The 25,859-nt window shown below is 71.6% G+C and carries 19 protein-coding genes; 12 read left to right on the top strand and 7 right to left on the bottom strand.

Features of this window, described 5'->3' with window-relative positions; translation table 11 throughout:
• Positions 1-55: 55 nt before the first annotated feature.
• Positions 56-610 carry a nuclear transport factor 2 family protein gene (locus A949_RS32480; RefSeq protein WP_019354821.1) on the top strand — a complete coding sequence of 185 codons (555 nt, stop codon included), beginning with the start codon at positions 56-58 and terminating at the stop codon, positions 608-610.
• A gap of 79 nt (positions 611-689) precedes the next feature.
• On the opposite strand, the gene A949_RS0104520 is transcribed toward A949_RS32480, so the two are convergent.
• Positions 690-1,292 (bottom strand): hypothetical protein, encoded by a 603-nt coding sequence (locus A949_RS0104520; RefSeq protein ID WP_019354820.1) that lies wholly within the window; start codon positions 1,290-1,292, stop codon positions 690-692.
• A 474-nt stretch (positions 1,293-1,766) separates the two neighbouring features.
• Between A949_RS0104520 and A949_RS0104515 the strand changes: the two genes are divergently transcribed.
• From A949_RS0104515 to A949_RS0104495, 5 genes are all read left to right on the top strand, one after another.
• Entirely contained in the window at positions 1,767-3,269 is a 1,503-nt protein-coding gene (locus A949_RS0104515) for an aldehyde dehydrogenase family protein (RefSeq protein ID WP_019354819.1), read from the top strand.
• Positions 3,270-3,423: 154 nt separating this feature from the next.
• Positions 3,424-5,004, top strand: a complete 1,581-nt coding sequence (locus A949_RS0104510; protein ID WP_019354818.1) for a GMC family oxidoreductase — start codon at positions 3,424-3,426, stop codon at positions 5,002-5,004.
• Positions 5,004-6,155: a quaternary amine ABC transporter ATP-binding protein gene (locus tag A949_RS0104505; RefSeq protein WP_019354817.1), complete on the top strand. Its 1,152-nt coding sequence runs from the start codon at positions 5,004-5,006 to the stop codon at positions 6,153-6,155. Before A949_RS0104510 ends, A949_RS0104505 begins: the two co-directional genes overlap by 1 nt.
• 52 nt (positions 6,156-6,207) lie before the next feature.
• Positions 6,208-8,247: an ABC transporter permease gene (locus tag A949_RS0104500; protein WP_019354816.1), complete on the top strand. Its 2,040-nt coding sequence runs from the start codon at positions 6,208-6,210 to the stop codon at positions 8,245-8,247.
• Positions 8,248-8,314: 67 nt separating this feature from the next.
• Complete coding sequence (locus A949_RS0104495; protein WP_019354815.1) at positions 8,315-9,277, top strand: glycine betaine ABC transporter substrate-binding protein; 963 nt, start codon at positions 8,315-8,317, stop codon at positions 9,275-9,277.
• 583 nt (positions 9,278-9,860) lie between these two features.
• Here the strand turns inward: A949_RS0104495 and A949_RS32475 are convergent.
• From A949_RS32475 to A949_RS0104480, 3 genes are all read right to left on the bottom strand, one after another.
• Positions 9,861-13,037, bottom strand: coding sequence for an RHS repeat-associated core domain-containing protein (locus A949_RS32475; protein ID WP_019354814.1), 3,177 nt, complete (start codon positions 13,035-13,037; stop codon positions 9,861-9,863).
• A 618-nt stretch (positions 13,038-13,655) separates the two neighbouring features.
• Complete coding sequence (locus tag A949_RS0104485; protein WP_019354813.1) at positions 13,656-14,399, bottom strand: isocitrate lyase/PEP mutase family protein; 744 nt, start codon at positions 14,397-14,399, stop codon at positions 13,656-13,658.
• On the bottom strand, positions 14,399-14,872 hold the full coding sequence (locus tag A949_RS0104480; RefSeq protein ID WP_026004336.1) for a carboxymuconolactone decarboxylase family protein: 474 nt from the start codon (positions 14,870-14,872) through the stop codon (positions 14,399-14,401). The genes A949_RS0104485 and A949_RS0104480 overlap by 1 nt, the downstream gene beginning before the upstream one ends.
• Positions 14,873-14,918: 46 nt before the next feature.
• Here A949_RS0104480 and pdxR point away from each other — a divergent pair, with 46 nt between their 5' ends.
• The gene (gene pdxR, locus A949_RS0104475) at positions 14,919-16,469 is read left to right on the top strand and encodes a MocR-like pyridoxine biosynthesis transcription factor PdxR (RefSeq protein WP_019354811.1); all 1,551 of its coding nucleotides are present in this window, start codon (positions 14,919-14,921) and stop codon (positions 16,467-16,469) included.
• Between the two features lie 276 nt (positions 16,470-16,745).
• Here pdxR and rocD read toward each other — a convergent pair whose 3' ends face one another.
• Positions 16,746-17,972: an ornithine--oxo-acid transaminase gene (gene rocD / locus A949_RS0104470; RefSeq protein ID WP_019354810.1), complete on the bottom strand. Its 1,227-nt coding sequence runs from the start codon at positions 17,970-17,972 to the stop codon at positions 16,746-16,748.
• A gap of 241 nt (positions 17,973-18,213) precedes the next feature.
• On the opposite strand from rocD, the gene trpS reads away from it, so the two are divergent.
• The 3 genes from trpS (at position 18,214) to A949_RS0104455 (ending at position 21,300) form a co-directional block, all read left to right on the top strand.
• A complete protein-coding gene (gene trpS / locus A949_RS0104465; RefSeq protein WP_037705876.1) occupies positions 18,214-19,227 on the top strand; it encodes a tryptophan--tRNA ligase in 1,014 nt (337 codons plus the stop codon).
• 11 nt (positions 19,228-19,238) lie between these two features.
• On the top strand, positions 19,239-19,922 hold the full coding sequence (locus A949_RS0104460) for a 2'-5' RNA ligase family protein (protein WP_019354808.1): 684 nt from the start codon (positions 19,239-19,241) through the stop codon (positions 19,920-19,922).
• 109 nt (positions 19,923-20,031) lie between these two features.
• Positions 20,032-21,300: a YhjD/YihY/BrkB family envelope integrity protein gene (locus A949_RS0104455; RefSeq protein WP_019354807.1), complete on the top strand. Its 1,269-nt coding sequence runs from the start codon at positions 20,032-20,034 to the stop codon at positions 21,298-21,300.
• Here A949_RS0104455 and A949_RS32470 read toward each other — a convergent pair.
• On the bottom strand, positions 21,206-22,327 hold the full coding sequence (locus A949_RS32470) for a D-alanyl-D-alanine carboxypeptidase family protein (protein ID WP_019354806.1): 1,122 nt from the start codon (positions 22,325-22,327) through the stop codon (positions 21,206-21,208). The genes A949_RS0104455 and A949_RS32470 overlap by 95 nt on opposite strands.
• Positions 22,328-22,811: 484 nt before the next feature.
• On the opposite strand from A949_RS32470, the gene A949_RS0104445 reads away from it, so the two are divergent.
• On the top strand, positions 22,812-23,051 hold the full coding sequence (locus tag A949_RS0104445; RefSeq protein WP_026004335.1) for an SCO4848 family membrane protein: 240 nt from the start codon (positions 22,812-22,814) through the stop codon (positions 23,049-23,051).
• Between the two features lie 52 nt (positions 23,052-23,103).
• Positions 23,104-24,492: a metallophosphoesterase gene (locus A949_RS0104440; RefSeq protein ID WP_019354804.1), complete on the top strand. Its 1,389-nt coding sequence runs from the start codon at positions 23,104-23,106 to the stop codon at positions 24,490-24,492.
• Between the two features lie 89 nt (positions 24,493-24,581).
• On the opposite strand, the gene A949_RS0104435 is transcribed toward A949_RS0104440, so the two are convergent.
• Positions 24,582-25,859 (bottom strand): acyl-CoA thioesterase/bile acid-CoA:amino acid N-acyltransferase family protein (locus A949_RS0104435; RefSeq protein WP_337463041.1); only part of this gene is annotated, 1,278 nt, incomplete at its 5' end.

The following is a 25,859-nucleotide window of genomic DNA, read 5'->3' as shown; positions in this document are numbered from 1 at the left end:
GTCGATGACCCGGCAGGTAATCGCGCCGCCGCCGCCGGGCGGCGATCCTCGGGGCATGACCGGAACGCACACACGCCACACGCCCGCGACGACCGCCCCGAGGAGGAGCCCGGTCGCCGACGCCCCGAAGACCGGCCGGGCGCCCACAGCCGACCCCGTCACCACGGCCCCCGCCCCGGAGGCGCGTGCCGTCGTCGAGGAGTTCCTCTCCCGCGTCGGTGCGGGGGACCCGGAGCGGATCGCCGCGCTGTTCGCCGAGCAGGTGGACTGGATGATCGCCGACAACCCCGTGGTGCCCTGGGTGCGTCCGCGGCCGACCCGGGCGGACGTGGCCGCGCACTTCCGGGAGCTGGCCGCCGGGGTGGAGCCGATGGCGCCCCGCGGGCGGCCCCTGGAGGCGCTCGTCGTGGAGGGGGACGAGGCGGTCGTGACCGGCAACCTGGCCGGCCGGGTCCGCGCGACCGGCAAGGAGTTCGTCTCGCCCTTCGCGCTGCGGCTGACCGTCGAGCGGGGACTGGTGGTGCGCTACCACCTCTACGAGGACGGGGTGGCGGTCGCGGCCGCCTGCACCCCGGACGAGGCGGACCGGGCGCCGGAGTCCGGGGCCTGACCACGCGGTGAGCCCGGATGCCCCGGCCGCCGGAGGCCCGGTCGTCTGCCGCCCGGGTTTCGGCGGCACCGACTCCCGGCTACACCGACTCCGAAGGGGGCTCGTCCTGCCCGGAGCCGTCCAGGTGCCGGCGGAGCTGCTCGACGGAGACGGTGCGGTCCGCGGGCGGCGTGGCGCGGGAGACGGGCCGGTTGAAGCGGCCCAGGTCGATCTCGTCGTGGTTGCTGCCCGCCTTCCGCTCCAGGCGCAGCGGGTAGGGCTTGCCCTCCGTCGAGACGTGCATGGTGACGCGGGCCTGCTGCCGGGTGCGGGTGACGGGGACGGCGTGGTGGCCGTGCACGTCCCCCTGGTGGCCCCGCTTCCAGTGCGGGCCGGAGGAGCCGGTCACTCCGGAGGCGGCGCGGAAGGCGTTCAGGTCGCAGGCCGTGGCCAGACCCCCGCCGCCGAGCTTGTCGCTGCCCTGGGCGCTGCCCTTGATGTAGTGCCCCTTGAACTTCTCGGCCGCCTTCGCGCCCTTCTCGGGGCCGAGCTGCGCCCGCCAGAACGCCGCGTCCGGTTTGATCCAGACGGTGCCGCCGCGCTTGATGAGCCGCATGGAGCCCTTGCCCGGGACCCCGACTTCTCCGGAGCAGTTCGCCTTTTCGTCGAGAGTCAGGTCGAGCCGGAGATCCGGTGCTTTCATTCTGAGCCGCATGGAGTGCGCGGAATTCAGCTCGTGCGACGCTTTTTCCGCTATTTCCTCGCCTGACAACTCTTCTATATCCGGCCCGTCACGCTGCGTGGCCGTGGGGGCGGCATGAGCCGGGGCCAGGAGCCCGCCGGAGGCCGTCGCCGCAGCGCAAACGGCTACAACCAGTGAGGTTCGGTACTGCTTACGCATTGCTGGCTCCGATCCGCCGGAGAGGAGTCCGGTGTCGCCGTGCCGGCGCACCGGGCCGCCAAATACGGACAAAGACCTACTCACCGTACGGTCCGCAGGGGGGTGCCGCACTTCGACCCGTGATGAAGGCCACTTGGGGACGCCTTCTGGACATGCAACCGGAAGAACGGGGCAGGGTTCCCGATTGCCATCTACCCAGGGTTGTGGCAAAAGCCCCCAACGGGGCACCGGGGTCGCCCCGGAGAAAGCAGTAAGTAACGGAAGGCAGTACCGAAGGTGTCCGTTCTGGAGAGCATTCACATCGATGGCGCGTGGCGCACGGCCGCAGCCGGCGGCACCCGGGAGGTGCTGGACCCCGCGGACGCCACCACGCTCGCCGTCGTCGCCGAGGGCGACGCATCGGACACCGACGCGGCGGTCGCCGCGGCCCGCCGCGCGTTCGACGAGGGCCCCTGGCCGCACACGCCCACCGCGGAGCGCGCCGCGCTGCTGCGCCGCGTCGCCGACCTCCTCCAGCGGGACCGGGAGCAGATCGCACTGACCGAGTCCCGGGACACCGGCAAGACCCTCGAAGAGGGCCGGGTGGACGTGGACGACGTCACCAACGCGTTCCGCTACTTCGCCGACCTGGTCATGAACGAGTCCGGCGGCCGGGTCGTGGACGCCGGCAGCCCGGATGTGCACAGCGTGGTCGTGCACGAACCCGTCGGCGTCTGCGCCATGATCACCCCCTGGAACTACCCCCTGCTCCAGGCGAGCTGGAAGGTCGCCCCGGCGCTGGCGGCGGGCGACACCTTCGTCATCAAGCCCAGCGAGGTCACCCCGCTCTCGACCGTCCACCTGGTGAAGCTGGTGATCGAGGCCGGTGCCCCGGCCGGGGTCGCCAACATCGTCACCGGCGCGGGCCTGCCCGTCGGCCAGCGCCTGGCCGAGCACCCGGACGTGGACCTCTTCTCCTTCACCGGCGGACTCGTCAGCGGCACCAAGGCCGGCGCCGCCGCCGTCGCCGGCGCCAAGAAGGTCGCCCTGGAGCTCGGCGGCAAGAACCCCAACGTGGTCTTCGCCGACGCCTGCGCCACCGAGGAGGGCTTCGACACCGCCGTCGACCAGGCCCTGAACGCCGCCTTCATCCACAGCGGCCAGGTCTGCTCGGCCGGTGCGCGGCTGATCGTCGAGGAGTCCGTCAAGGACCGCTTCGTCGCCGAGCTCGTCGCCCGCGCGCAGCGCATCAAGCTGGGCCGGGGTACCGAGGAAGGCGTCGAGTGCGGCCCCCTGGTCTCCCGGCAGCAGCTGGAGAAGACCGAGGACTACGTCGCCTCGGCGCTCGCCGAGGGCGCCGAGCTGCGGTGCGGCGGGGAGCGCCCGCAGCCGTCCGAGGTGCGGCCCGAGGGCGGCTTCTTCTACGCGCCGACCGTGCTGGACAACTGCCACCGCGGGATGCGGGTCATCCGCGAGGAGACCTTTGGCCCAATCTTGACGGTAGAGAGCTTCAGCACCGAGGACGAAGCTGTAACGCTGGCCAACGACACCGAGTACGGCCTCGCGGGCGCCGTCTTCTCGGGCGACACCGCTCGCGCGCGCAGGGTTGCCGCGCGACTGCGCCACGGCACGGTCTGGATCAACGACTTCCACCCGTACCTGCCGCAGGCCGAGTGGGGAGGCTTCGGCAAGTCCGGCATCGGCCGTGAGCTGGGCCCCCACGGGCTGGCCGAGTACCGCGAGACCAAACACGTGTACGAGAACCTGCGGCCTGCCCCGGTCCGCTGGTTCGCCGGCTGAGCCGGGCAACGGAGCCCGGCCACCGGCCCCCTCCCACCGCGCGCCCCGAACCCCGAACAGAGCGCGACGGCGGCTCGACCGGTCGAGCCGCCGCGGCGCACCCGTACCAACCGCCCGCCCCCTCGCCGGAAAGTTCTCAAGGAGCAGCACCCCTATGCCCAGCTATGACTATGTGATCGTCGGAGGTGGGACGGCCGGATCGGTGATCGCCTCGCGGCTCGCCGAGGACCCGGACGTCACCGTCGCCCTCATCGAAGGCGGCCCCTCGGACATCGACCGGCCCGAGGTCCTCACCCTCCGCAAATGGCTGGGCCTGCTGGGCGGGGAGCTCGACTACGAGTACACGACCACCGAGCAGCCCCGCGGCAACTCGCACATCCTGCACAGCCGCGCCAAGGTGCTCGGCGGCTGCTCGTCGCACAACACCCTGATCTCCTTCAAGCCGCTGCCCTCCGACTGGGACGAGTGGGAGGCGGCGGGCGCCACCGGCTGGGGCGCCCAGGCCATGGAGCCCTACTTCGGCAAGCTGCGCAACAACGTGGTGCGGGTCGCCAAGAAGGACCAGAACGAGATCGCGCAGGACTGGATCGACGCCGCGCAGGAGGCCCTCGGCCTTCCCGAGGTCGTCGGCTTCAACGACCGGCCCTTCGAGGAGGGCGTCGGCTTCTTCGACCTCTCCTACCACCCGGAGGACAACAAGCGCTCCTCCGCCTCCGTCGCCTACCTGCACCCGCACATCGAGGCCGGCGACCGCCCCAACCTGCACATCCTGCTGGAGACGTGGGCGTACAAGCTGGAGATCGGCGGCGCCGACGGCAAGACCGTCAGCGGCGTGCACGTGCGCGGCAAGGACGGGGCGGAGCGACTGCTGACCGCCGGCCGCGAGGTGCTGGTGTGCGCGGGCGCCGTGGACACCCCGCGGCTGCTGATGCACTCGGGCGTCGGCCGCCGGGAGGACCTCCAGGAGCTGGGCATCCCCGTCGTCCACGACCTGCCGGGCGTCGGCGAGAACCTCATCGACCACCCCGAGTCGGTGATCGTGTGGGAGACCGACGGACCGATCCCGGACAACTCGGCGATGGACTCCGACGCGGGCCTGTTCGTCAAGCGGGACCCGGAGCACCAGGGCCCCGACCTGATGTTCCACTTCTACCAGATCCCCTTCACCGACAACCCCGAGCGACTGGGCTACGAACGCCCCGAGCACGGCGTGTCGATGACCCCCAACATCCCCAAGTCGCGCAGCCGCGGCCGGGTCTACCTGACCTCCGCCGACCCCGAGGTCAAGCCCGCGCTCGACTTCAAGTACTTCGAGCCCGACGAGAACGGCTTCGACTACGACGGCCGGACGCTCGTCGACGGCATCAAACTCGCCCGCAAGGTCGCCCAGGCCGAGCCGTTCGCCAAGTGGCTCAAGCGGGAGGTCTTCCCCGGCCCCGAGGTGACCGACGACGAGGAGATCAGCGAGCTGGTGCGCAAGGCCGCGCACACCGTGTACCACCCGGCGGGCACCTGCCGGATGGGCGCGGAGGACGACGCGCTCGCCGTCGTCGACCCCCGGCTGCGCGTACGCGGCCTGACGGGCATCCGCATCGCGGACGCCTCCGTCTTCCCGACCATGCCCGCCGTCAACCCGATGATCGGGGTGCTGATGCTCGGCGAGAAGGCGGTCGACCTCATCCGACCCACGCAGACCGACAAACAAGCGACTACGGCACCGGGAGGTGTTGCCTGATGTCCGAGACCGCTGAAGCCACGGCAGCCGGCGAGCACGAGAACGCGCACGAGCACGGCGACCAGGCGGGCCCCGCCATCTCCGTCCGCAACCTGTGGAAGGTCTTCGGCCCCAAGGCCGACCGGATCCCCCACGACGCCTCCCACGCCGGACTCTCGCAGAGCGAACTGCGCGAGCAGACCGGCTGCACCGCAGCCGTCCGCGACGTCTCCTTCGACGTGCACCAGGGCGAGGTCTTCGTCGTCATGGGCCTCTCCGGCTCCGGCAAGTCCACCCTGGTGCGCTGCCTGACCCGGCTGATCGAACCCACCGCCGGCGCGCTGGAGTTCAACGGCGAGGACGTCATCGGCATGGGCGCCGACGCGCTGCGCGAACTGCGTCGGCACCGGGCCTCCATGGTGTTCCAGAACTTCGGTCTGCTCCCGCACCGCACCGTCGTGGACAACGTCGCCTACGGCCTGGAGATCCAGGGCATGGGCAAGACCGAACGGCGCGAACGCGCCGCCGAGATGGTCGCCAAGGTCGGCCTGGACGGACTGGGCGAGCGCCGCCCCGGCCAGCTCTCCGGCGGCCAGCAGCAGCGCGTCGGCCTCGCCCGCGCACTGGCCGTCGACCCCGAAGTGCTGCTCTTCGACGAGCCGTTCAGCGCGCTGGACCCGCTGATCCGCCGCGACATGCAGGAAGAGGTCATCCGGCTGCACCACGAAGAGGGCCGCACGATGGTCTTCATCACCCACGACCTGTCCGAGGCGCTGCGCCTGGGCGACCGCATCGCCCTGATGCGCGACGGCGAGGTCGTCCAGCTCGGCACCCCCGAGGAGATCGTCGCCAACCCGGCCGACGACTACGTCCGCGACTTCGTCCGCGACGTCCCCCGCGAGCAGGTCATCTCGGTGCGCCGCGCGATGCGCCCCGCCGAGGGCGCCGAGGCGGAGACCGGCACCGAGGTCGCCCCCGACACCCTCGTCTCGACCGCGATCGAGACCGTCGCCCGCACCGGCGAGCACTGCCGCGTCGTCGAGGACGGCCGGCTGCTCGGCGTCGTCGACCACGCGAGCCTGCTGATCGTCGTCGCCGGGCTCGACAAGGACGCCGACCCCGAGGACGCCGCTCCCGAGGACGGCACGGAACGGGAGGTGGCAGCCGTATGAGCGCCACACGCCACAGCACCGCGGAGGCGGTCCATACCGGCGGGGGGCTGATATGAGCTCCCCGACCCTCACCAAGGACGAGGCCGCGAACCCCGCGCCCGCCCCGAAGGAGCCCGCCGAGGCCCCGCAGGAAGCCGCAGCGCCCTCGGCGCTCGCCCGCTTCCTCGGCAACCCCAAGACCCTCGCCCTGCTGGTCGCGATCCTGGTCGTCGTGGTCAGCGCCCTGGTCACCGGCGCCGGCACCTGGCCGCGCTCGCTGACCGCCGATGTGCAGTCGCCGCTCAACGACCTGGACAACTGGCTCGTCGACAACCGCGAATCGCACTGGATCTTCCTGTACTTCCTGCTGCACATCAGCAACTTCGCGCAGGCGTCGTACGACACGCTGCTGAGCCTGCTGGAGTCGATGAGCTACGTCGGCGTCATCGTCGTCGGCACCCTGATCGCCTGGGCCGCGGGCGGCGCCGACCTCTCCCGGCGCGCGCTGCGCACCGGCGGCACGGCACTCGCGGTCTTCGTGGTGTGCGGGGTGCTGGACGTGTGGGAACCGACGATGGAGACGCTGGCGCTGATGATCGTCTCGATCATCCTCGCCGCCCTCCTCGGCGCCCTGCTCGGCCTGGCCTCCGGAGTCTCCGACCGCTTCGAGAAGATCCTGCGGCCCGTCTTCGACACCATGCAGGTCATGCCGGCGTTCGCCTACCTGCTGCCGCTGGTGCTGATGTTCGACATCGGCGTCCCGTCCGCGCTCATCGCGACGGTGATCTACGCGGCGCCGCCGATGGCCCGCCTCACCTCGCTCGGCCTGCGCCAGGCCGACCCGACCGCGCTGGAGGCGGCCACCTCGCTGGGCGCCGACGCCCGGCAGCGGCTGCTGACCGCCCGGCTGCCACTGGCCCGCAAGCAGATGATGCTGGGCCTCAACCAGACGATCATGATGTGTCTGTCCATGGTCGTGCTCGCGTCGCTGATCGGCGCCGGCGGCCTGGGCTCCGAGGTCTACGAGGCCCTCGGCGCGCTGAAGAACGGTGACGCGCTGGTCGCCGGTGTCGCCGTCGTGCTGCTGGCCGTACTGCTGGACCGCACCACGGCCGCGGCCGGCGAGCGGATCGACGACGTCGCCACCACGAGCTTCTCCCGCGCCGCCGCACAGCTGCGGATCGTCGTCTGGGGCGGCATCGCCGCACTCACCGCCCTCTTCGCCGCGATCGGCACCGCCGTCGCCGGAGACGAGTGGCCCGAGAACTGGGTCGTCGACTTCACCAACTCCATCGACTCGGCCGTCAACTGGTTCACCGACCACCTGGGCTCCGGCATCCCCGTCCTGGGCGGCACCATCACCTGGGCCGAGGGCTTCACCGAGATCGTCCTCAACCCGCTGCGCAATGGTCTGCAGACCACCCCCTGGTGGGCGCTGGCCCTGCTCGTGGCCGTGATCGGCTGGATCGTCGGCACCTGGCGCGCCGCCCTCACCGGCGTGGTCTGCCTGGCCCTGATCGGCTGGATGCGGCTGTGGAACGTGGCCATGGACACCCTCTCGCAGGTGCTCGCGGGCCTGCTGCTCACCGTCGTCGTCGGCGTGCTCGTCGGCGTGCTGTGCGCCCGCGTCGAACGGGTGGACAAGCTCATGCGGCCGGTGCTCGACACCATGCAGACGATGCCGCAGTTCGTGTACCTGATCCCGGTGATCGCGCTGGTCGGCCAGAACCGTACCGGTGGCATCCTCGCCGCGGTCATCTACGCGGCACCCGCGGTCATCCGCATCACCGCACAGGGACTGCGCCACGTCGACCCGGCCGCCATGGAGGCGTCCAACTCGCTGGGAGCCACCGGCAGGCAGCAACTGTTCGGCGTACAGCTGCCGCTGGCCAGGAACTCCATGCTGGTCGCCCTCAACCAGGGCGTCGTGCTGGTGCTGTCGATGGTCGTCGTCGCCGGCCTCATCGGCGGCGGCGCACTCGGCTACATGGTGGTCCGCGGCCTGTCGAAGGGCGACCTGTCGCAGGGCTTCCCCGCCGGCATCGCCATCGTCTGCCTCGGCATCATGCTCGACCGCCTGTCCCAGCCGGCCGCGAAGCGCAACCGCGACTGAGACCTCCGTCCCCCGAGATCCCCCCGACGGGTCCCCCCACCCCGTCCCACAGGAAAGAGAAATTCGCATGAGAATCAAGCGCGTAAGCACCATCGGAGTGGCCGGCGTCGGCCTGCTGGGCGTGCTCGCCCTCACCACCGGCTGCGCCGCCGACACCAAGGCCGGCGGCGGCGGCGACGACAAGGTCGTCCTCGCCGAGCCGTCCTGGGTGGGTGCCACCGCCAACGCGGCCGTCGTCAAGAAGCTCCTCGAGGACGAGATGGACGTCAAGGTCGAGGCCAAGCAGATGGACGAGCCCGTCGCCTTCGACGCGCTCAACAGCGGCAAGGCCGACGTCATCCTCGAGGACTGGCACGGCGTCCCGAAGAAGCAGAAGAAGTACGTCGAGGAGAAGAAGACCGTCGTCTCCGGCGGCGACCTCGGCGTCGTCGGCCACATCGGCTGGTTCGTGCCGAAGTACTACGCCGACAAGCACCCCGACATCCTGAAGAGCTACAAGAACCTCAACAAGCACTACAAGGACTTCAGGACCTCCGAGAGCGGCGACCTGGGCCACTTCATCGGTGCCGCCCCGTCCTACTCGCAGCACGACAAGGCCCTCATCAAGAACCTCGGGCTCAAGTTCAAGCACATCCCCTCCGGCGCCGAAGCGGCCCAGCTGAAGGAGCTCAAGCGGCTCTACGACGCCAAGAAGCCGTTCCTCACCTACTGGTGGGAGCCGCAGTGGATGAACGAGAAGATCGACCTGGTCGAGGTGCCGCTGCCCAAGTACACCAAGGGCTGCGAGATCCCCGAGTCCAAGGCCAAGTGCGGCTACGAGACCAACCAGCTCGAGAAGTTCATGAACAAGGACTTCGCGAACGGTGACAGCAAGGCCGCCGAGTTCATCAAGAACTTCCACTGGTCCACCAAGGACCAGAACGAGGTCGCCGGAATGATCGCCGGAAAGAAGATGGACCCCGAGGACGCCGCCGCCAAGTGGATCAAGGACAACAAGTCCACGTGGGAGAAGTGGATCCCCAAGGACTGATCCCGCACCGCGGCGCGGCTGTCGCCGCTGCCGCACGCACTACCGGCCCCCGCGACGCTTGTCGTCGCGGGGGCCGGTGCGTTCCCCTTCGCGGGGGCGTGTTCGCGGGGTCGGATCCCCTCCGCGGAGTGCGTTTGCGTTGTGGGGGCACGCCCCAGTTGTTTTCGGCCCCCCCGCTAAGGGGGCGGAGCCCCCTTAGAATCCCCTAGCCGCATCCCTCGGATCCTTTCCGCACGTGTGCTCCGGACCAGGTTCGGTCCGGTACAGGCCAGGTCGATCAACCACGAGTGTCGACCTGCTGTGCCTGATTCGAGATCAGATTTACGCTCTCGCCCGCCTTGCTCTGGAATTGCTCACCCTGGTTCCTCAGTCGCGTTTGAGGTTCCGATAGCGCACCCAGGCAATTCCGAGGCCCGGGGGTACCAGAATCAGAGGTGCGCTGAGGGAAGAGAGAATGTCACCCCCGGTGGTCACGGCAACCAGGAACCAGATGACATACAGGAGTGCGAATGCCAGAAACACTTGAAGCATTGCTCTCCGCATTGAAGGCGGGGGGTCCGGCCGTGGCATTTATTTCCCTTCTCTAGGATAGCCAGCTTTCCACTAGGGTGCTGGTGTTGGCTCCGGCCGCAAAGCAGCCGACGGATGAGACGAAGCCCGTCTCGGGGCCGGTGGCTGCCGTGCACACTGTGCCGACGACGAAGCCAGCGGTGAAACTTGCAGAACCCTTGGCTGCCTCTGTGAAGTCTCCGGAAGCCAGGTCTTTTCCTACGCTGACCAAATCCATTGCATCCTGAAACTTGCCCACGGCTCCTGGAATATCGAGAAGCCCTCCAGGGTCGATGCGGTTGACCGGGTCGCCTTCGGCGTAGAGGTAGGGGTTCTTTTCCTGGCCGGAGGGGTCGGGTTGGGTGAAGCGGCCGATGCGGGGGTCGTAGTAGCGGGCGCCCATGTGGTACATCGCGGTGGCGTCCTGGTAGGTGCCGGCGAAGCGGTAGGGCTGGCCCTTGCCGTCGTCTTCGTCGGCGACGGTGACACCGCGGGGGCTGTAGTAGTACGAGGCTGTCTTCTTCCCCTGCTCGTCGACCATCGCCACCGTGGAACCGAGCGCGTCGGTCAGGTAGTAGTAGCTCTTCCCGCCCCTCGTCACGGAATTCAGCGTGCCCGGCGCTTCGCGGACGAATCCTGTGTCCTGGCCGCCGGTGCTGGTGGCTGAGAGGCCGAGGGGGCCGTGGTGGAAGTAGGTGGCACCGATCTTGACGCGCTCGCTGTTGTCCGTGGAGGCGTACTGGCCGTCGTAGGTCTTCCCGCCCACGGTGGTGGAGGTGAGCTGGGAGAACTCCGACCAGGTGCCCTCGGTGCGGGCGGTCTGCGGGGTGGGGGCGCCGGAGGTTTCGTTGCCGGCGCGGTCGTAGGACCAGCCGGAGTAGTCGCCGTTCTTCTGGGTGATCTGTCCGGCGTCGTTGTAGTCGTAGGTGGTACCGCGGGGGCAGCCTTCGGTGATGCCCTGTGAGGTGAGGTTGCCCGCCGGGTCGTAGCAGTACTGCCAGGAGTTGTTCCGCTCGCCGTCCTTGGTCTCCTCGGCGTAGGAGAAGCGGCCCGCGCTGTCGTAGGTGTGGGTGCGCTTCAGGTCGTCCACGGCGTCGGTGACGGTGCGGAACTTCGTGCCGTCGACCGTCCTGCCGCCCGAGGCGTAGCTGTAGGTGTAGGACAGGTCGACCAGTGTCGTGTCACCGTGGGTGGCTTTGATCCGGGTGGGACGGTTCGACTTGTCCACCGTGATGGCCTGCTCGGTGCCACCGGGGTAGGTGGTGGAGGTGCGGGTGTCGTTGTTGTTGTACCCGTAGGTGGTCTTCTTGCCGTCGGGCGCGGTCAGGTCGGTGAGGCGGTTGGCAGCGTCGTAGCGGTACCGGGTGGTGCCGCCGGGGTCCTCGTACGAGGCGACGTTGCCGTCGGCGGTGTAGGTCAGCACCGTCTGGGAGCCGTCCTGGAGGGTGCGCACGGTCTCACGGGACAGCGGGTCGAAGGCGTACTTGACCACACCGGTGCTGTCGTCGCGCTGGCGCAGGTTGCCGTCCCCGTCGTAGTGGTAGGTGACCGTCTTGGAGGGGCCGGTGACCTTGGTGACCCGGTCGCGCTGGTCGTAGCTGTAGGTGAGTTCGGTGCCGCGCCCGTCGGTGACGGTGGCCGGGCGGCCCTTCTCGTCATAGGTGTAGGTCGTCTCACCCATCGGGGAGGGCGGGTCGGCCTCGGTCAGGTTGCCGTGGTCGTCGTAGGAGAACTTCGTCTTCTTGTCCCGCTCGTCTGTCGCCGAGCACACCTGGCCCTCGAAACCCCCGCAGTCCGGGTCGGTCTCGTTGTAGTCCATGGTGCGCTCGCCGCCGCCGTCGCCGGATACCGCGACGGAGGTGGTGTTGCCCTTGGTGTCGTAGGAGTACTCCGTCTCCTGGCCGTCGGGCATCTTGACCGTGCCGGGCAGGTCGGCCCCGGCGATGGTCTGGTAGCCGGTCAGGGAACTGGTCGCGCCGGTGGGCAGCGTGGCCGAGGTCGGGTTGTTGCGCCCGTCCCACCCGTAGGCGGTCACGTTGCCCGGGTTGCCGCCGGTGCCCATCGCGTCGGTGGCGGTGGCCAGGTTGCGGTTGGCGTCATAGGTGCGGGAACGGTGGTGCCCCAGCGGGTCGGTGACCTCGGAGACCTCGCCGTCGCTGTTGTGTTCGTACTCGGTCGCGTCGCCCAGCGGGTCGGTGACGGTTGTGGTGCCCGCCTTGTCCGGGGCGTCGGCGGTGTAGCTGTAGCGGTAGGTGGGGCCCGCGTGCTCGTCACCGTTGAAGTGGGTGGCCCGCAGTATGGAGGTGACCCGGTTCCGGTCGTCGTAGGTGAAGACCGTCACCCGCCCCTCCGGCGTGGTGATCCTCGTCAGACGGCGGGAGGAGTCGTAGCCGAAGGTGGTGGTCTTTCCCTCGGTGTCGGTGGTCTTGGCCAGGTCGCCCGCGCTGTTGAGGTCGAAGACGGCGGTGCGGCCAGTGTGGTCCTTGGCCTGCCACTGCGAGGCGTCCGTCTTCACCAGGTCGATCCAGCGCCCCGAACGCTTGCCGGTGAGCTTGAAGCCCTTGTTCTCGCCGTCTTCGTCGTGCTGGGCCACGGTGATCTCGCCGTGGTTCCTGTCGGTGATCTTCGTCAGACTGCCGTACTCGTTGTAGGTGTCCTTCACGCCCGACTTGCGGTCGGTGAGGGTGTAGGTGCCGTCCGAGTTCTTCTCCAGATCCTCGGAGTAGCCCTTGGGCGTGGTGTACGCGTCGCCGTCCTTGGCGAAACGGAGACTCTCGCCGGTCTTGCCGTAGAGGACGACCTCGTCGTCGGCGAGGTGCAGGTAGCGCTCATACCCCTGCCACCAGCGCTGCGACATTCTGCCCCAGGGGGCGTCGAGCGAGTTGTACGTGCGGGTGAGTTGCAGTCTCCGGCCGACGCCGGAGATGTCGAAGTCGGTCGCCGCCAGCATCAGGTTGCCGGTCGAGTAGTTGACCCGGGCCACCAGGGAGTCGGTGATCCGGAAGTCGGATATCTCGTGCCAGGGAACGTCCCCCTGTCCTGCCGGTACGACCTCGGACGCGGCCGCTGCGGACTTTCGTGTCTTCTTCTCCTCGGTGGCGCCGGACGGCCGATCGGCGCGTTCCTGCTGCGCCTTGCGCCAGGCCGCCACCTCCGGGGAGGGCTCGGCCTCATCCTCGTTGGCGGCCGGTTCGGTCTCTCCCACCTTCACCGGCGGGACCTTTGCGTCCGGCCGGCTCGTGCCCCACGCCGACCCCGGCGCTCCCTTCGCCGGGGCCGCGGCACTCGCGGTGGCCGGAAGCGCCGCCGCGCCGGTCGCGGTAGCCGCCAGCAGGGCGATCGCGGCAGTGACGGAACGTCTGGACTGTTTTCGGGCACGCCACATGGACGTGCCCGAAGCACGTAACAGCATCTTCCCCCTGGGAATCATGCCCCCGACCGCTCTGGCCGGAAGCGCCTGCGACGGTTCCACACCGTGGCGACTCAGATCCAGAGGGCGCACACATTCCGCTCGGAAATTTTTGCTCACAGACAACAGACGCGGAGTTGCATACCGAGGGGGGAACGATCCGGGTCTGCTGTACAGCCCCTGCGCGATGTCAGTGGGCGGAGTGCGCATCGCGGGAACGTCGCCTCGCACTCCGCGAGAGCTGCTGTGGCGGCTGACATCCGCGCCGCGCTCCGGAGCCTTTTCGGGCCTGCTGCGGAAGGAGTTGGGTGCGGCAAGCGCCAACTTCGTCCGTGGTCCTCAGCGCATCGGGACGGACGCGAGAGGAGATCGCCGCAACACCGTCCGTTGCGGCGCCCCCGCGAAGGGGGGCGCCCGGCGTCAGGAGGCGAGCAGGCGGTCCGCGAGGGCCTGGACGCCCGCGTAGGCGCGGGCCGCGAGGCCGCCGCCGAAGGTGACCCGCGCGGCACCGGCGGCGGCCAGCTCCGCGGGGTGGGGGCCGTCTTCCTGGGCCAGCGCGTTGACCGGCACCGGCAGCGCGCGGGCGAGGACCGCGAGGTCCTCCGTCGGCGCGCCGATCGGGTACACCCCGTCCGCGCCGGCCGCGACGTAGGCGCTGCCCCGTGCCAGGGCTTCCGCGAGCGGCTCCGCGGCGCCCCGGATGTAGACGTCGATCCGTGCGTTCAGGAAGGGTGCGGAGCCCAGTGCGGCCCGTACGTCCGCCAGGAAGCCGGCCTGGTCCCCGGTCGGCAGCAGCACTCCGTCCGCCGAGTCCTCCAGGTTGCAGCCGACGGCCCCGGCGGTGCGGAGGCGGGCGGCGATCTCGGTCGGGGGCAGCCCGTATCCCCGTTCGATGTCCGCGCTCACCGGGATGGTGACGGCGCGGGTGATCCGGGCGACGGCGGCGAACATCTCGTCGGCGGGGCACGCGCCGTCCTCGTGTCCGAGCGAGGCCGCCACCCCGGCGCTGGGGGTGGCCAGCGCGGAGAACCCCGCCTGGGCGAAGATCTGTGCGGAGGCCGGGTCCCAGGCGCCGGGCAGCACCAGCGCCTCGCCCGGCTTCCGGTCGTGGTGCAGCCGGCGGAACCGGGCGGCCGCGGCCGCAGCGTGGTCCGCGGTGTCCATCAGGCGGCCCGACCGCCGTCCCGCAGGCTCTGCGGAAGGCCCCGCACGGTCACGTTGAACCGGTTCCAGGCGTTGATGGCCACGATCTGCCCGATCAGCGCCGCGAGTTCGGCCTCCTCGAAGTGCGCGGCGGCGCGCGCGTACACCGCGTCCGGCACGAAGCCGTCCGTCAGTTCGGTGACGGCCTCCGTCAGGGCGAGTGCGGCCCGCTCCCGCTCCGTGAACAGGTCGCCGCTCTCCTCCCAGGCGGCGAGCAGGTCCAGCCGCAGCTGCGACTCGCCTTGCTTGCGGGCGTCGGCGAGGTGCATGTCCAGGCAGTAGGCGCAGCGGTTGATCTGCGAGGCGCGGATCTTGACCAGTTCGCCGATCACGGGTTCGAGTCCCGCCGCCGAGGCGGCCTCCTGGAAGGCGTACATGCCCTTCATCATCCGGGGTGCGGTCTGCCAGATGTCCATCCGCGGTGTCGTCGTCATGGCTGCGAGCCTATGCGGAAGTGGTTCAGATGTATGGTCCACTTCCATGGCAGATTCGTGGGCCAATTCTTCTTCCGGGGACGGCTCCCGGGCATCTCGCGCATCCCGCACGCCCCGCACCGGCAGCGACCTCCACCTGGACCTGGCTCTCGGCCCGACCGGCGATTCCGGCACGCACCGGCCCCGCGCAGCCCTGCTGGCCGCCCTCCGCGACGCGGTCCGCAGCGGACGGCTCACCCCGGGCACCCGGCTGCCGTCCTCCCGTGCGCTCGCCGCCGACCTCGGGCTGGCCCGCAACACGGTCGCCGCCGCGTACGCCGAACTCGTCGCGGAGGGGTGGCTGTCGGCGCGGCAGGGGTCGGGCACCCGGGTGGCCGAGCGCGCGGAGCCGCTGCCGCCCGGCCGTCCGCGCACCCCGCCCCGGACCGACGGCGCCGAAAGCGGTGTGCTCTCGCGGTACCGGCGCTGGGCCGAGCGCCCCCGGCACGATCTGCGCACCGGGGCGCCGGACGTCTCGGCGTTCCCGCGCCCGGCCTGGCTGGCCTCGGCGCGCCGCGCGCTGACCGCCGCGCCCGCGGCCGCCTTCTCGCACGGCGATCCGCGCGGCACCGCGGAGCTGCGGCGGGCCCTCGCCGACTACCTGGCCCGGTCCCGCGGGGTGCGCGTGGCGCCGGAACGCATCGTGGTGTGCGCCGGGTTCGGGCAGGGGCTGGCGCTGCTGGCCCGCGCGGTGCCGGCGGAGCCGGCCGTCGAGGAGTACGGGCTGCCCTTCCACCGCGAACTGCTGGAATCCGCCCCGGGCCGCACCCGTCCGCTGCCGGTGGACGCGCACGGCGCCCGCACCCCGCTGCTGGACTCCGATCCGCGCTTCGCCGACGTCCGCGCCGTGCTGCTCACCCCCGCGCACCAGTACCCGGTCGGCGTCCCGCTGCATCCCGACCGCAGGGCGGCGGTCGTGGACTGGGCCGGGCGGACCGGCGGGCTGGTGCTGGAGGACGACTACGACGGCGAGTTCCGGTACGACAGGGAGCCCGTGGGGGCTTTGCAGGGGCTCGACCCCGACCGGGTCGTCCATCTGGGCACCGCCAGCAAGGCCCTGGCGCCGGCTCTGCGGCTGGCCTGGATGGTGCTGCCCGACCACCTCGTGGAGGCGGTGCTGGCGGCGAAGACACCCGCGGAGTGGACCACCGGCGCCCTCGACCAGCTCACGCTCGCCGACTTCCTGGAAAGCGGCGCCTACGACCGCCATGTACGCGCCATGCGGCAGCGCTACCGCGCACGCCGCGACCGGCTCGTCGGCCGACTGGCCGCCCGCGTCCCCGAGGTGCGCGCCACCGGTATCGCCGCGGGCCTGCACGCCCTCCTCCGGCTGCCGCCGGGCACGACGGAGGAGGACACCCTGCGCGCGCTGCACCGCGCCGGGGTCGCCCTCGACCCGCTGTCCGCCTTCCGGCACCCGGCGGCCCCCGCCCAGCCGCCGCCGGATCCGGCCCTGGTGGTCGGCTACGGCACCCCGCCCGAACACGCCTGCACCGCCGCACTGGACGCCCTGTGCGGGGCGCTGGCGCGCGCCTGTCACTCCGGGGGACGGCTGTAGCGCTCCAGCGTCGCCTTGCTGGTGGAGCTGTGCGTCCTGCGCATCGCGCACAGCCGGGGGCTCCGGCTCGGGGTCTGCGACGACGGGTAGCCGGGGCCGTGGCGCGGGGCCGCGCTGCCGGCAGGCTCCGCGCCGCGCCCGGCTTCGGCTGCCTCCCCGCGAAGCGGGACAGTGGCACGCCGGGAGTCACCCGCGACGCACACGGCGCCGCCGCCCGGAGGGGCCGGGCGGCGGCGCCGTGCCGTGCGGGCCGTGTCAGTCGACCCGGCGGCGGGGTCAGCTCGTGAGCACGGACCTGAGCTGGTCCAGGCCCCAGTCCAGGTCCTCCCGGGAGATGCACAGCGGCGGGGCCAGCCGGATGGTGGAGCCGTGGGTGTCCTTGGCCAGCACCCCGCGGGCCAGCAGCCGTTCGGAGATCTCGCGGCCGGTGCCGTACGACGGGTCGATGTCGACACCCGCCCACAGGCCGCGCCCGCGGACCTCGCGGACGGCCGTGGTCGGGAGCTCGCGCAGCTCCCGGTGCAGGTGCTCGCCCAGATCCTTGGCGCGCTGCTGGTACTCGCCGCTGCGCAGCATGTCCAGGACCTCCAGCGCCACCGCGCAGGCCAGCGGGTTGCCGCCGAACGTCGAGCCGTGTTCGCCGGGGCGGAAGACGCCCAGCACCTCGCGGGTGGAGACGACGGCCGAGACGGGCACCACGCCGCCGCCCAGCGCCTTGCCCAGCACGTACATGTCGGGGACGACGCCCTCCTGCTCGCAGGCGAAGGTGGCGCCGGTGCGGCCGAGGCCGGACTGGATCTCGTCGGCGATGAACAGCACCCCGCGGGAGCGGGTCAGCTCACGGACCCCGGCGAGGTACCCGGGCGGGGGCTCCAGGACGCCCGCCTCGCCCTGGATCGGCTCCAGGAGGACGGCCACCGTGTGCGCGTCGACGGCCTCCTCCAGCGCCGCGAGATCGCCGTAGGGGACGATCTCGAAGCCCGGTGTGTACGGCCCGTAGTCGGCTCGGGCCTCCTCGTCGGTGGAGAAGCTGATGATCGTCGTGGTGCGGCCGTGGAAGTTGTTGTCGGCGACGACGATCTTCGCCTGCCCGTCGGGGACCCCCTTGACCTGGTAGCCCCACTTGCGCGCCGTCTTGACCGCGGTCTCCACCGCCTCGGCGCCGGTGTTCATGGGCAGCACCATCTCCATGCCGCACAGCTCCGCGAGCTGCGCGGCGAAGTCCGCGAAGCGGTCGTTGTGGAAGGCGCGGGAGGTGAGGGTCGCCCGGTCCAGCTGGGTCCTGGCCGCCTCGATCAGGCGCGGGTTGCGGTGGCCGAAGTTCAGCGCCGAGTAACCGGCCAGCATGTCGAGATAGCGGCGGCCCTCGACGTCGGTCACCCACGCGCCGTCCGCGGTGGCGATGACGACAGGGAGCGGATGGTAGTTGTGCGCGCTGTGAGCCTCCGCTGTGGCGATGCTCTGCGCGCTCGAGGCGCTTGAGAGGGTGGGCTGCGTCGACATCGTCGTCTCCGTTCCTCCGTGCAAACCGGCGTACCTGCCCGGTGGGGCTGCACCTTTCTATCGTCCCTCGGCAGGCGGTGGGTGCGGGAGCGCCCGATCGGTTCCTCCGCGCGCCCCCGGCCCGGGCCGTGAGCCCCCGTGACTCCGTGCCCGGCCCGCGTGCTCCCGCGGATCTCTCCCGTGCCCCAGGTCACCCGGGACGGGGGCACCGGCCGGTCCGGACACCTGAGAGAATGACGGCATGGTCAATGATCGTCCTCGTGTGCTGTCCGGTATCCAGCCCACTGCCGGTTCGTTCCATCTCGGCAACTACCTCGGTGCCGTGCGCCAGTGGGTGGCCCTCCAGGAGACCCACGACGCCTTCTACATGGTCGTCGACCTGCACGCCCTGACGATCCCCAAGGACCCGGCCGACCTGCGCGACAACTCTCGGCTGGCCGCGGCGCAGCTCCTGGCCGCCGGACTGGACCCGCAGCGGTGCACCCTCTTCCTGCAGAGCCACGTCCCCGAGCACACCCAGCTGAGCTGGATCGTGGAGTGCCTCACCGGGTTCGGCGAGGCCGCGCGCATGACGCAGTTCAAGGACAAGTCGGCCAAGCAGGGCACCGACCACACCAGCGTCGGGCTGTTCACCTACCCGGCGCTGATGGTCGCGGACATCCTGGTCTACCAGGCCCACCAGGTCCCGGTCGGCGAGGACCAGCGCCAGCACCTGGAGCTGACCCGCACCATCGCCGAGCGCTTCAACGGGCGGTACGGCGCCACCTTCCCCGTCCCCGAGGCGTACATCCTCAAGGAGACGGCGAAGATCTACGACCTCCAGGACCCCGGGGTCAAGATGAGCAAGTCGGCGTCCACCCCCAAGGGGCTCGTCGAGCTGCTGGACGAGCCGAAGACCACCGCGAAGAAGATCAAGAGCGCGGTCACCGACACCGACACCGTCATCCGGTTCGACCAGGACAAGAAGCCCGGCATCAGCAACCTGCTGACGATCTACGCCACGCTCACCGGTTCCGGAATCCAGGAACTGGAGGATAAGTACGCGGGCAAGGGCTACGGTGCGCTGAAGACGGACCTCGCGGAGATCGTCACGGACTGGGTGACACCGTTCCGCACCCGGACGCAGGAATTCATGGACGACCCGGCGGCGCTGGACAAGATCCTGGCCGACGGCGCGGAGAAGGCCAGGGCCGTGGCGAGCGAGACGCTGCGGACCGTGTACGACAAGGTGGGCCTCGTGCCCGGCAGGCAGTGAAGGGAGAACCTATGGGCGCGGGAGCGACCGTCACCCTCGGCGTATCGCTCGCTGTCCCGGAGCCGTACGGCACACTGCTCCAGGACCGGCGGGCCTCTTTCGGCGACGCCGCCGCCCATGGCATCCCCACCCACATCACGCTGCTGCCGCCCACCGAGGTGCCCGCCGCGGCCCGGCCGGAGATCGAGGCGCACCTGGCGGCCGTGGCGCTGGCCGGACGGGCCTTCCCGGTGCGGCTCTCCGGTACGGGCACCTTCCGGCCGCTCTCACCGGTGGTCTTCGTCCAGGTCGTGGAAGGCGCCACGGCCTGCTCCCGGCTCCAGGAGCAGGTCCGCGACCCGCAGGGCCCGCTCGACCGAGTCCTGCACTTCCCGTACCACCCGCATGTGACGGTCGCGCACGGCATCCCGGAGCCCGCCATGGACCGCGCCCACCGGGAGCTGGCCGACTTCGAGTGCGCCTGGACGGCCGCCGGGTTCGCCCTCTACGAGCAGGGTGCCGACCAGGTGTGGCGGCTCAAGCGCGAGTTCCCGTTCGCGCAGCACCCGAGCGCCGGCCCGGGCCCCGCAGCCGGATCCGGCCATCCGCAGGGCCCGGGGGTGGAGGCCTCCCCGACCTTCGAGGTCACCCTCCCGTCCGGGACCTGCCGCCCGCCGTACCAGCGGCGCTCGGCCCGCCCGCCCGCCACGCTCTGACCGCCTCCCCCGGACGGGCAACGCCGAGCAGGGCAGCGCGCCCGGGGCCTGCGGTACGCGATACCGTCCGGTGACGGCTGGAGTGCACGGGGCGGGGCAGGTGGCTGGTGTGGAAAGACTGACGAAGCTGCCGATCGTGGGCTCGTCCCTCGCCCGGCTCCGCGCCACCCGGCTCTGGCGGATCTACGAGCACCTGGACAGCCGGAAGTGGACCCGGCTCGCCGCCGCCATCACCTTCAACAGCTTCCTCGCGCTGTTCCCGATGCTCGCCGTGGGCGCGGCCGTGGCGGCCGCGCTGCTCTCGCACGGCCAGATGACCCGGCTCCAGAACACCCTGACCGAGCAGGTGCCCGGCATCTCCGACCAGCTGGAACTCCAGTCCCTGGTGGACAACGCGGGCACCGTCGGCGGCATCGCGGGCGGACTGCTGCTGCTCACCGGCGGCCGCTGGGTCGGGGTGCTGCGCGAGAGCCTGCGGGCCATGTGGGACCTGGAGGAGGACCCCGGCAACCTCGTCGTGCGCCGCGCGGTCGACGTCGGCATCCTGCTGGGCCTCGGCGTCGTCGGGCTGGTCTCCTTCGGCGGCTCCGCCTTCGCCGTGACCGCCGTCACCCGCGTCGCCGAGCGCCTGGAGCTGGCCGAGGGCGGAGTGGGCACGGTGCTGCTGCGCACCGCCGCCTATGCCGCGGCCGTCGCCGCCGACTTCCTGCTGCTGTGGTACGTCCTCACCCTGTTGCCCCGGGTGCGGCCCCCGCGCCGCGCGACGGTGGCGGCCGCCCTCCAGGGCGCGGTCGGCTTCGAACTGCTGAAGCTGCTGCTCGGCGGCTACCTGCAGCAGGTCGCCGCCAAGAACCTCTACGGCGCCTTCGGCGTCCCCATCGCGCTGTTGCTGTGGATCAGCTTCATGACCAAGCTGCTGCTCTACTGTGCGGCCTGGACGGCCACGGCCCCGGCGCCCGACGGAGGCCCCGAGGACCGGCAGCCGATCAGGGACCTGGCCGCGAGCGGTGAGGACTCACCCGACGAGGAGACCGCCGACGGCGGCGGGGCGGCTCCCGAAGGCGAGGAGGGCGCCGGAGGCGGCGAGGCCGCTCCCGGCGGTGCGGCGGCCCTCGGCGGTGCGGCGGCCCCCGGCGAGAAGGAGCCCGCCGCGGGTACCGACAGCACCGGCCAGGACGATCCGGCCGCCGCCGCGGACGGCAGTACGGGCCCGGACACCACCGCAGGAGGCAGCACGGACCCGGAAGCCACCGGCGGCCGGCACGCCACCGGTGGCGCGGACGTCACCCGCGACGGCGGCGGGCCAGCTCCGGAAGAGGCCAGCGACGGTGCACCCCGTACGCCACCAGAGCCAGGACGACCAGAACACCGGCTGTGATGCCCAGCGCAGTGCCGGCCCCGCCGGAGGGCTTGTCGGCGGCGTGCGCGGCGGCGCGGGCTCCCGAGCCGCCCGCCTCGCCGTCCTTGCCCGCCGGGGCGCCCCCGCCGTTCGTCGCGTCACCGGGCGCCGCCAGGAGACCGACCGGCTCGACCTTGCCGTCGGCGTCGAAGCCCCAGTCCAGCAGCTTGGCGGCCTCCTTGTAGACGCTGTGCGTCTCCTTCGTGTCCGGGTGCATCACCGTCACCAGCAGTACCCGGTCGCCGCGCTGCGCGACGCCGGTGAAGGTGTTGCCCGCGTTCGTCGTGAAGCCGTTCTTGACACCCGCGATGCCCGGGTAGGGGTCGACACCGACGTCGCCGGTCAGCAGGCGGTTGGTGTTCTGGATCTGGAAGCTCCCGCGCTTGGTCTTCCCGGTCTTCTTGTCCTTCTTCGTCTCGCCGGGGAACTTCGCGGTGGCGGTGGCCGCGTACTCGCGGAACTCCTCGTTCTGCAGCCCGGAGCGCGCGAACAGCGTCAGATCGTAGGCGGAGGAGACCTGGCCCTCGTGGTCGTAGCCGTCTGGGCTGAGCACCTTGGTGTCGTCCGCGTGCAGCGCCCGGGCCTTCTCGTTCATCTCCCGGACCGTCTTCGGCACGCCGCCGTTCATCGCCGAGAGCACGTGCACCGCGTCGTTGCCCGACCGCAGGAAGACGCCGAGCCACAGGTCGTGCACCGTGTACGACTCGCCCTCCTTCACCCCGACGAGACTGCTGCCCTCGCCCATCCCCTCCAGGTCCGACGGGACCACCTTGTGGCTGCGGTCCTTCGGCAGCTTGGGCAGCACCGTGTCGGCGAAGAGCATCTTCAGCGTGCTGGCGGGAGGCAGCCGCCAGTGCGCGTTGTGCGCGGCCAGCACCCTGCCCGACTCGGCGTCCGAGACGATCCATGAACGCCCCGAGAGCTTCTCGGGCAGCTCGGGCGCGCCCTCCTTCAGATTCACCTGGGTGCCCGGCCGGCCCAGCTGCTCGCCGCCGATGGTCGACATCTGCGCGGGAGGCTTCGGCTCGGCGGGCCTGCCGCCCGGCTCGTTCTCCTCCGCGTAGGAGGGCTGGGCGCCCGCGGCAGCCAGCAGGCAGAGGGCCAGGGCGGCGGACGCGAGGCCACCGCGCGCCGCCGTACGCCGCGTGCGCGCGGTGCCGCGCGGGCACGGGCGCGCGGCGGGAGCTGAATAATGCGAAGAAATGGGCACCCTGCGAACGTACAGGCCCATCGGCGCGCCGGGGACGCCGAGGCCCGCCAACCACGGGTTCAAGTAGCCCAACTCGCCCAGTGCCGTAGGCCAATGGGGTGTGGGGGCGGCACACCGGCCCGCCGCGGACCATCCCGCGGGCCTTCCAGGGGGGCGCCCGGAAGCCCCCGACGGCACACCGGCCATACTGGACATCATGCGCGACGCCTCCACCACCCCGCCCACCGCGGACCCCGGCCCGGAGCCGGAGCCGGAGTCCCCGGCCAGGCGGCGCACCGGGCTGGTGCTCTCCCGGCGCGTCTCCTGGTTCCTGCTCGCCTTCGGCGTCTGGTCCTGGTTCGTGTGGATCACCTTCGTCAAGAATCTCTGGAAGGACAGCAGCGGACTGGCCTTCGACGACGCCGGTGCGCCCACGGGCTACTTCTGGGTCCACCTGCTGCTGGCGATCACCTCGTTCCTGCTGGGAACGGCCATCGGCGTGCTCGGACTGCGCGGACTGCGGGCGGCCCGGCGCACCTGAGGCGGGCGCGGAATCCGGTGAGCGGGGGAGACGAGGGGGAGGGACGACTGACATGGCGGCTGTGTTCGTACTGATCGGGCTCGTCGTGCTGGGCCTGCTGGCCGGTACGCACCTGTACCTGTGGCGGCGCTTCGTACGCGACGTGTCCGCGCCGGGCAGCCTGTGGCGCCGCCTGGGCACCGTGCTGGCGGTGCTGCTGCCGGTCACCACCCTCGGGGCGCTCGTGTCCGGCCGGGCCGGTGCCCCCTTCCTGGTGGAGCAGATACTCGCCTGGCCGGGCTTCCTGTGGCTGGCCTGCCTGCTCTACCTGACCCTGGCGCTGCTCGCCGGAGAACTGGTGCGGTTCGTCCTGCGGCGCACCCCCTGGGGAAGGGCCCGGTCGGTCCAGGCCCCGGCCGCGGAGCCGGCCCCGGCCGTGCAGGAGTCGGCGCGCGTCGCGGAGCCGGTCACCCCCGCGGGCGGCCCGTCCCCGTCGGCCGGGACGGCCGTCCCGGCGGACGCCGGTCCCGCCGCCCCGGAGGCCGGCCCTGCCGCCGCGGACGCCGGTGCGACCGGATCCGCCGTCGCCGGGCCGTCCGGCGACGGCGCGCACACCGTGCCCCTCGCCGCGCCCGTACCCTCCCGCCGCGTCTTCCTCGCCCGCACCCTCGCCGTCACAGCCGGCGCCGCCGGGCTCGGCACCACCGCGGCCGGCGCCTACAGCGTGCTGAACGGGCCGACCCTCAAGCACGTCACCGTCCCGCTGGCCAAGCTCGGCCGCCGCACCCACGGCTACCGCGTCGCCGTCGTCAGCGACATCCACCTCGGGCCGATCCTGGGCCGCGGCCACACCCGGCGCATCGTCGACGCCATCAACGGCACCCAGCCCGACCTGGTGACCATCGTCGGGGACCTGGTCGACGGCAGCGTCGCGCACCTCGGCCCCGCAGCCGAGCCGCTGCGCGAGCTGCGCTCCCGGCACGGGACGTTCTTCGTGACCGGCAACCACGAGTACTTCGGCGACGCCCGCGCATGGATCGACCACCTGCGGGAGCTGAACGTCCACCCGCTGGAGAACACCCGCCGCGAACTGCCCGGCTTCGACCTCGCCGGGGTCAACGACCTCGCCGGCGAGGACCAGGGCGAAGGACCCGACTTCGACCGGGCGCTCCGCGACCGGGACACCGAACGGGCCTGCGTGCTCATGGCGCACCAGCCCGTGCAGATCCACGAGGCCGTGGACCACGGCGTCGACCTCCAGCTCTCCGGCCACACCCACGGCGGCCAGCTGTGGCCCGGCAACCACCTCGCGGCGCTCGCCAACCCGACCGTCGCCGGACTCGAACGCTACGGCGACACCCAGCTCTACGTCACCCGCGGCGCGGGCGCCTGGGGCCCGCCGGTCCGCGTCGGCGCCGACTCGGACATCACCGTCGTCACCCTCGCCGCGAAGCAGGCCTGACGCGGGTTGCGCCGCGCGGGCCGCGGCTCGCCTGCGGTGCGGGCCGCCTGCGGTGCGGGTCGCCGTCCGTCCGCTGCGCGGGCCGTCGCTCAGCTGTCCAGCAGGTCGAGAGCCCGCGGCCAGGAGCTGCCGCGTGCCGCCTGGTCCGCCGCCGCGGTGGCGGCGACGGCGCCGTCCCGTCCGCCCTCCTGGCCCGGCTGGCCCAACGGGAACCAGTTCACATGGTGGCCGGCGTCCGGATACACCAGCTTCTTCGCGCCCTGCCGCGCCATGGCGGCGGCCGAGGCGGCCGAACCCCACATCTTGTCGTTGCCGCCCGCGACGGCGAGCACCGTGCCGCGCACCCGGTCCAGCGGGATCGGCCCGGTCGGGATCGGCTCCCCGTGATCGGTCCAGGCGGTGGTGCCGCTCAGATAGGGGCCGTTGACCTTGGACGACGGCGCGTACGCGAGCACGTCGCGGAACACCTCGGGGCGCCGCTGCCCGAGCAGCTGCGCGGCCTCGCTGCCGCGCGAGTTGCCCATCACGGCCAGCTTCTCGGGATCGGCGCCCCGCTGCTTGCGGAGCAGCCGACCGGCCCGCGTGAAATAGTCCAGATCGATGCCGTCGATGCCGTTCGGGCGCCCGGAATCCTTCCCGCACCGGAAGTAGCACACCGACATCGCCGGGTGCCCGTGCGAGGCCAGCAGCGCCGCCGTGTACGTGCCGGAGTTGCCGCCCTCCGAGCCGCCGAACACCAGCACGGGGGCTTTCGCGCTGTCGCCGCCCCGCCCTTCGGGCGGCAGATAGAGATCGCCCGCCACCTTGTCCCCGGCGACGGTCAGTTCACGGTGCGTGGTGCCCTTCGTCAGCCACTGCCGGACCAGGTCGCGGCGTGCCACCCGCTCGCCCTTGTCCCTCCCGGACAGCGCGGTGGCGGTGAGCCGCACCGAGTAGGAGCGCTGCCGCCCGGGCGGGCCCGGATGGTACGAGAACGCCTTGCCGCTGCCGATCAGCTTCTTCGCCCGGCCGCCGGTCGGCAGCATGCGCTCCAGCAGGTCCGCGGTGCCACCACTGCCCAGGTCGACGGCGCCGTTCTCGTCCGCCGTCCGCCGCACCGTCGCGGCCCACCGCTGATCGTGCCGGTCCTTCGCCCCGGCGGTGATGCTGACCTTCGTGCCCGGGGCGATTCCTTCGAGCCGTACATGCACGGGCGCGTCCGCGCGGGCGACCGGGTGGTCCGCCGCGAAACGCACTCCGTGCTGCCCGGTCGGCTTCGGCTCCGGGTGCGCCTTCGCGGGGTCGCTCGCCCCGCAGGCCGTCGCGGCGAGGGCCATGGCCACTGCCGTTGCCGTCGGTGCGATCCGTATGCGTCCCATCGTCCGCAC

This window comes from Streptomyces sp. AA1529, assembly GCF_000280905.1.
Lineage (GTDB): Bacteria > Actinomycetota > Actinomycetes > Streptomycetales > Streptomycetaceae > Streptomyces.
The sequence above is the reverse complement of the archived record's forward strand: the minus strand, read 5'-3'. Positions and strand labels throughout refer to the sequence as shown.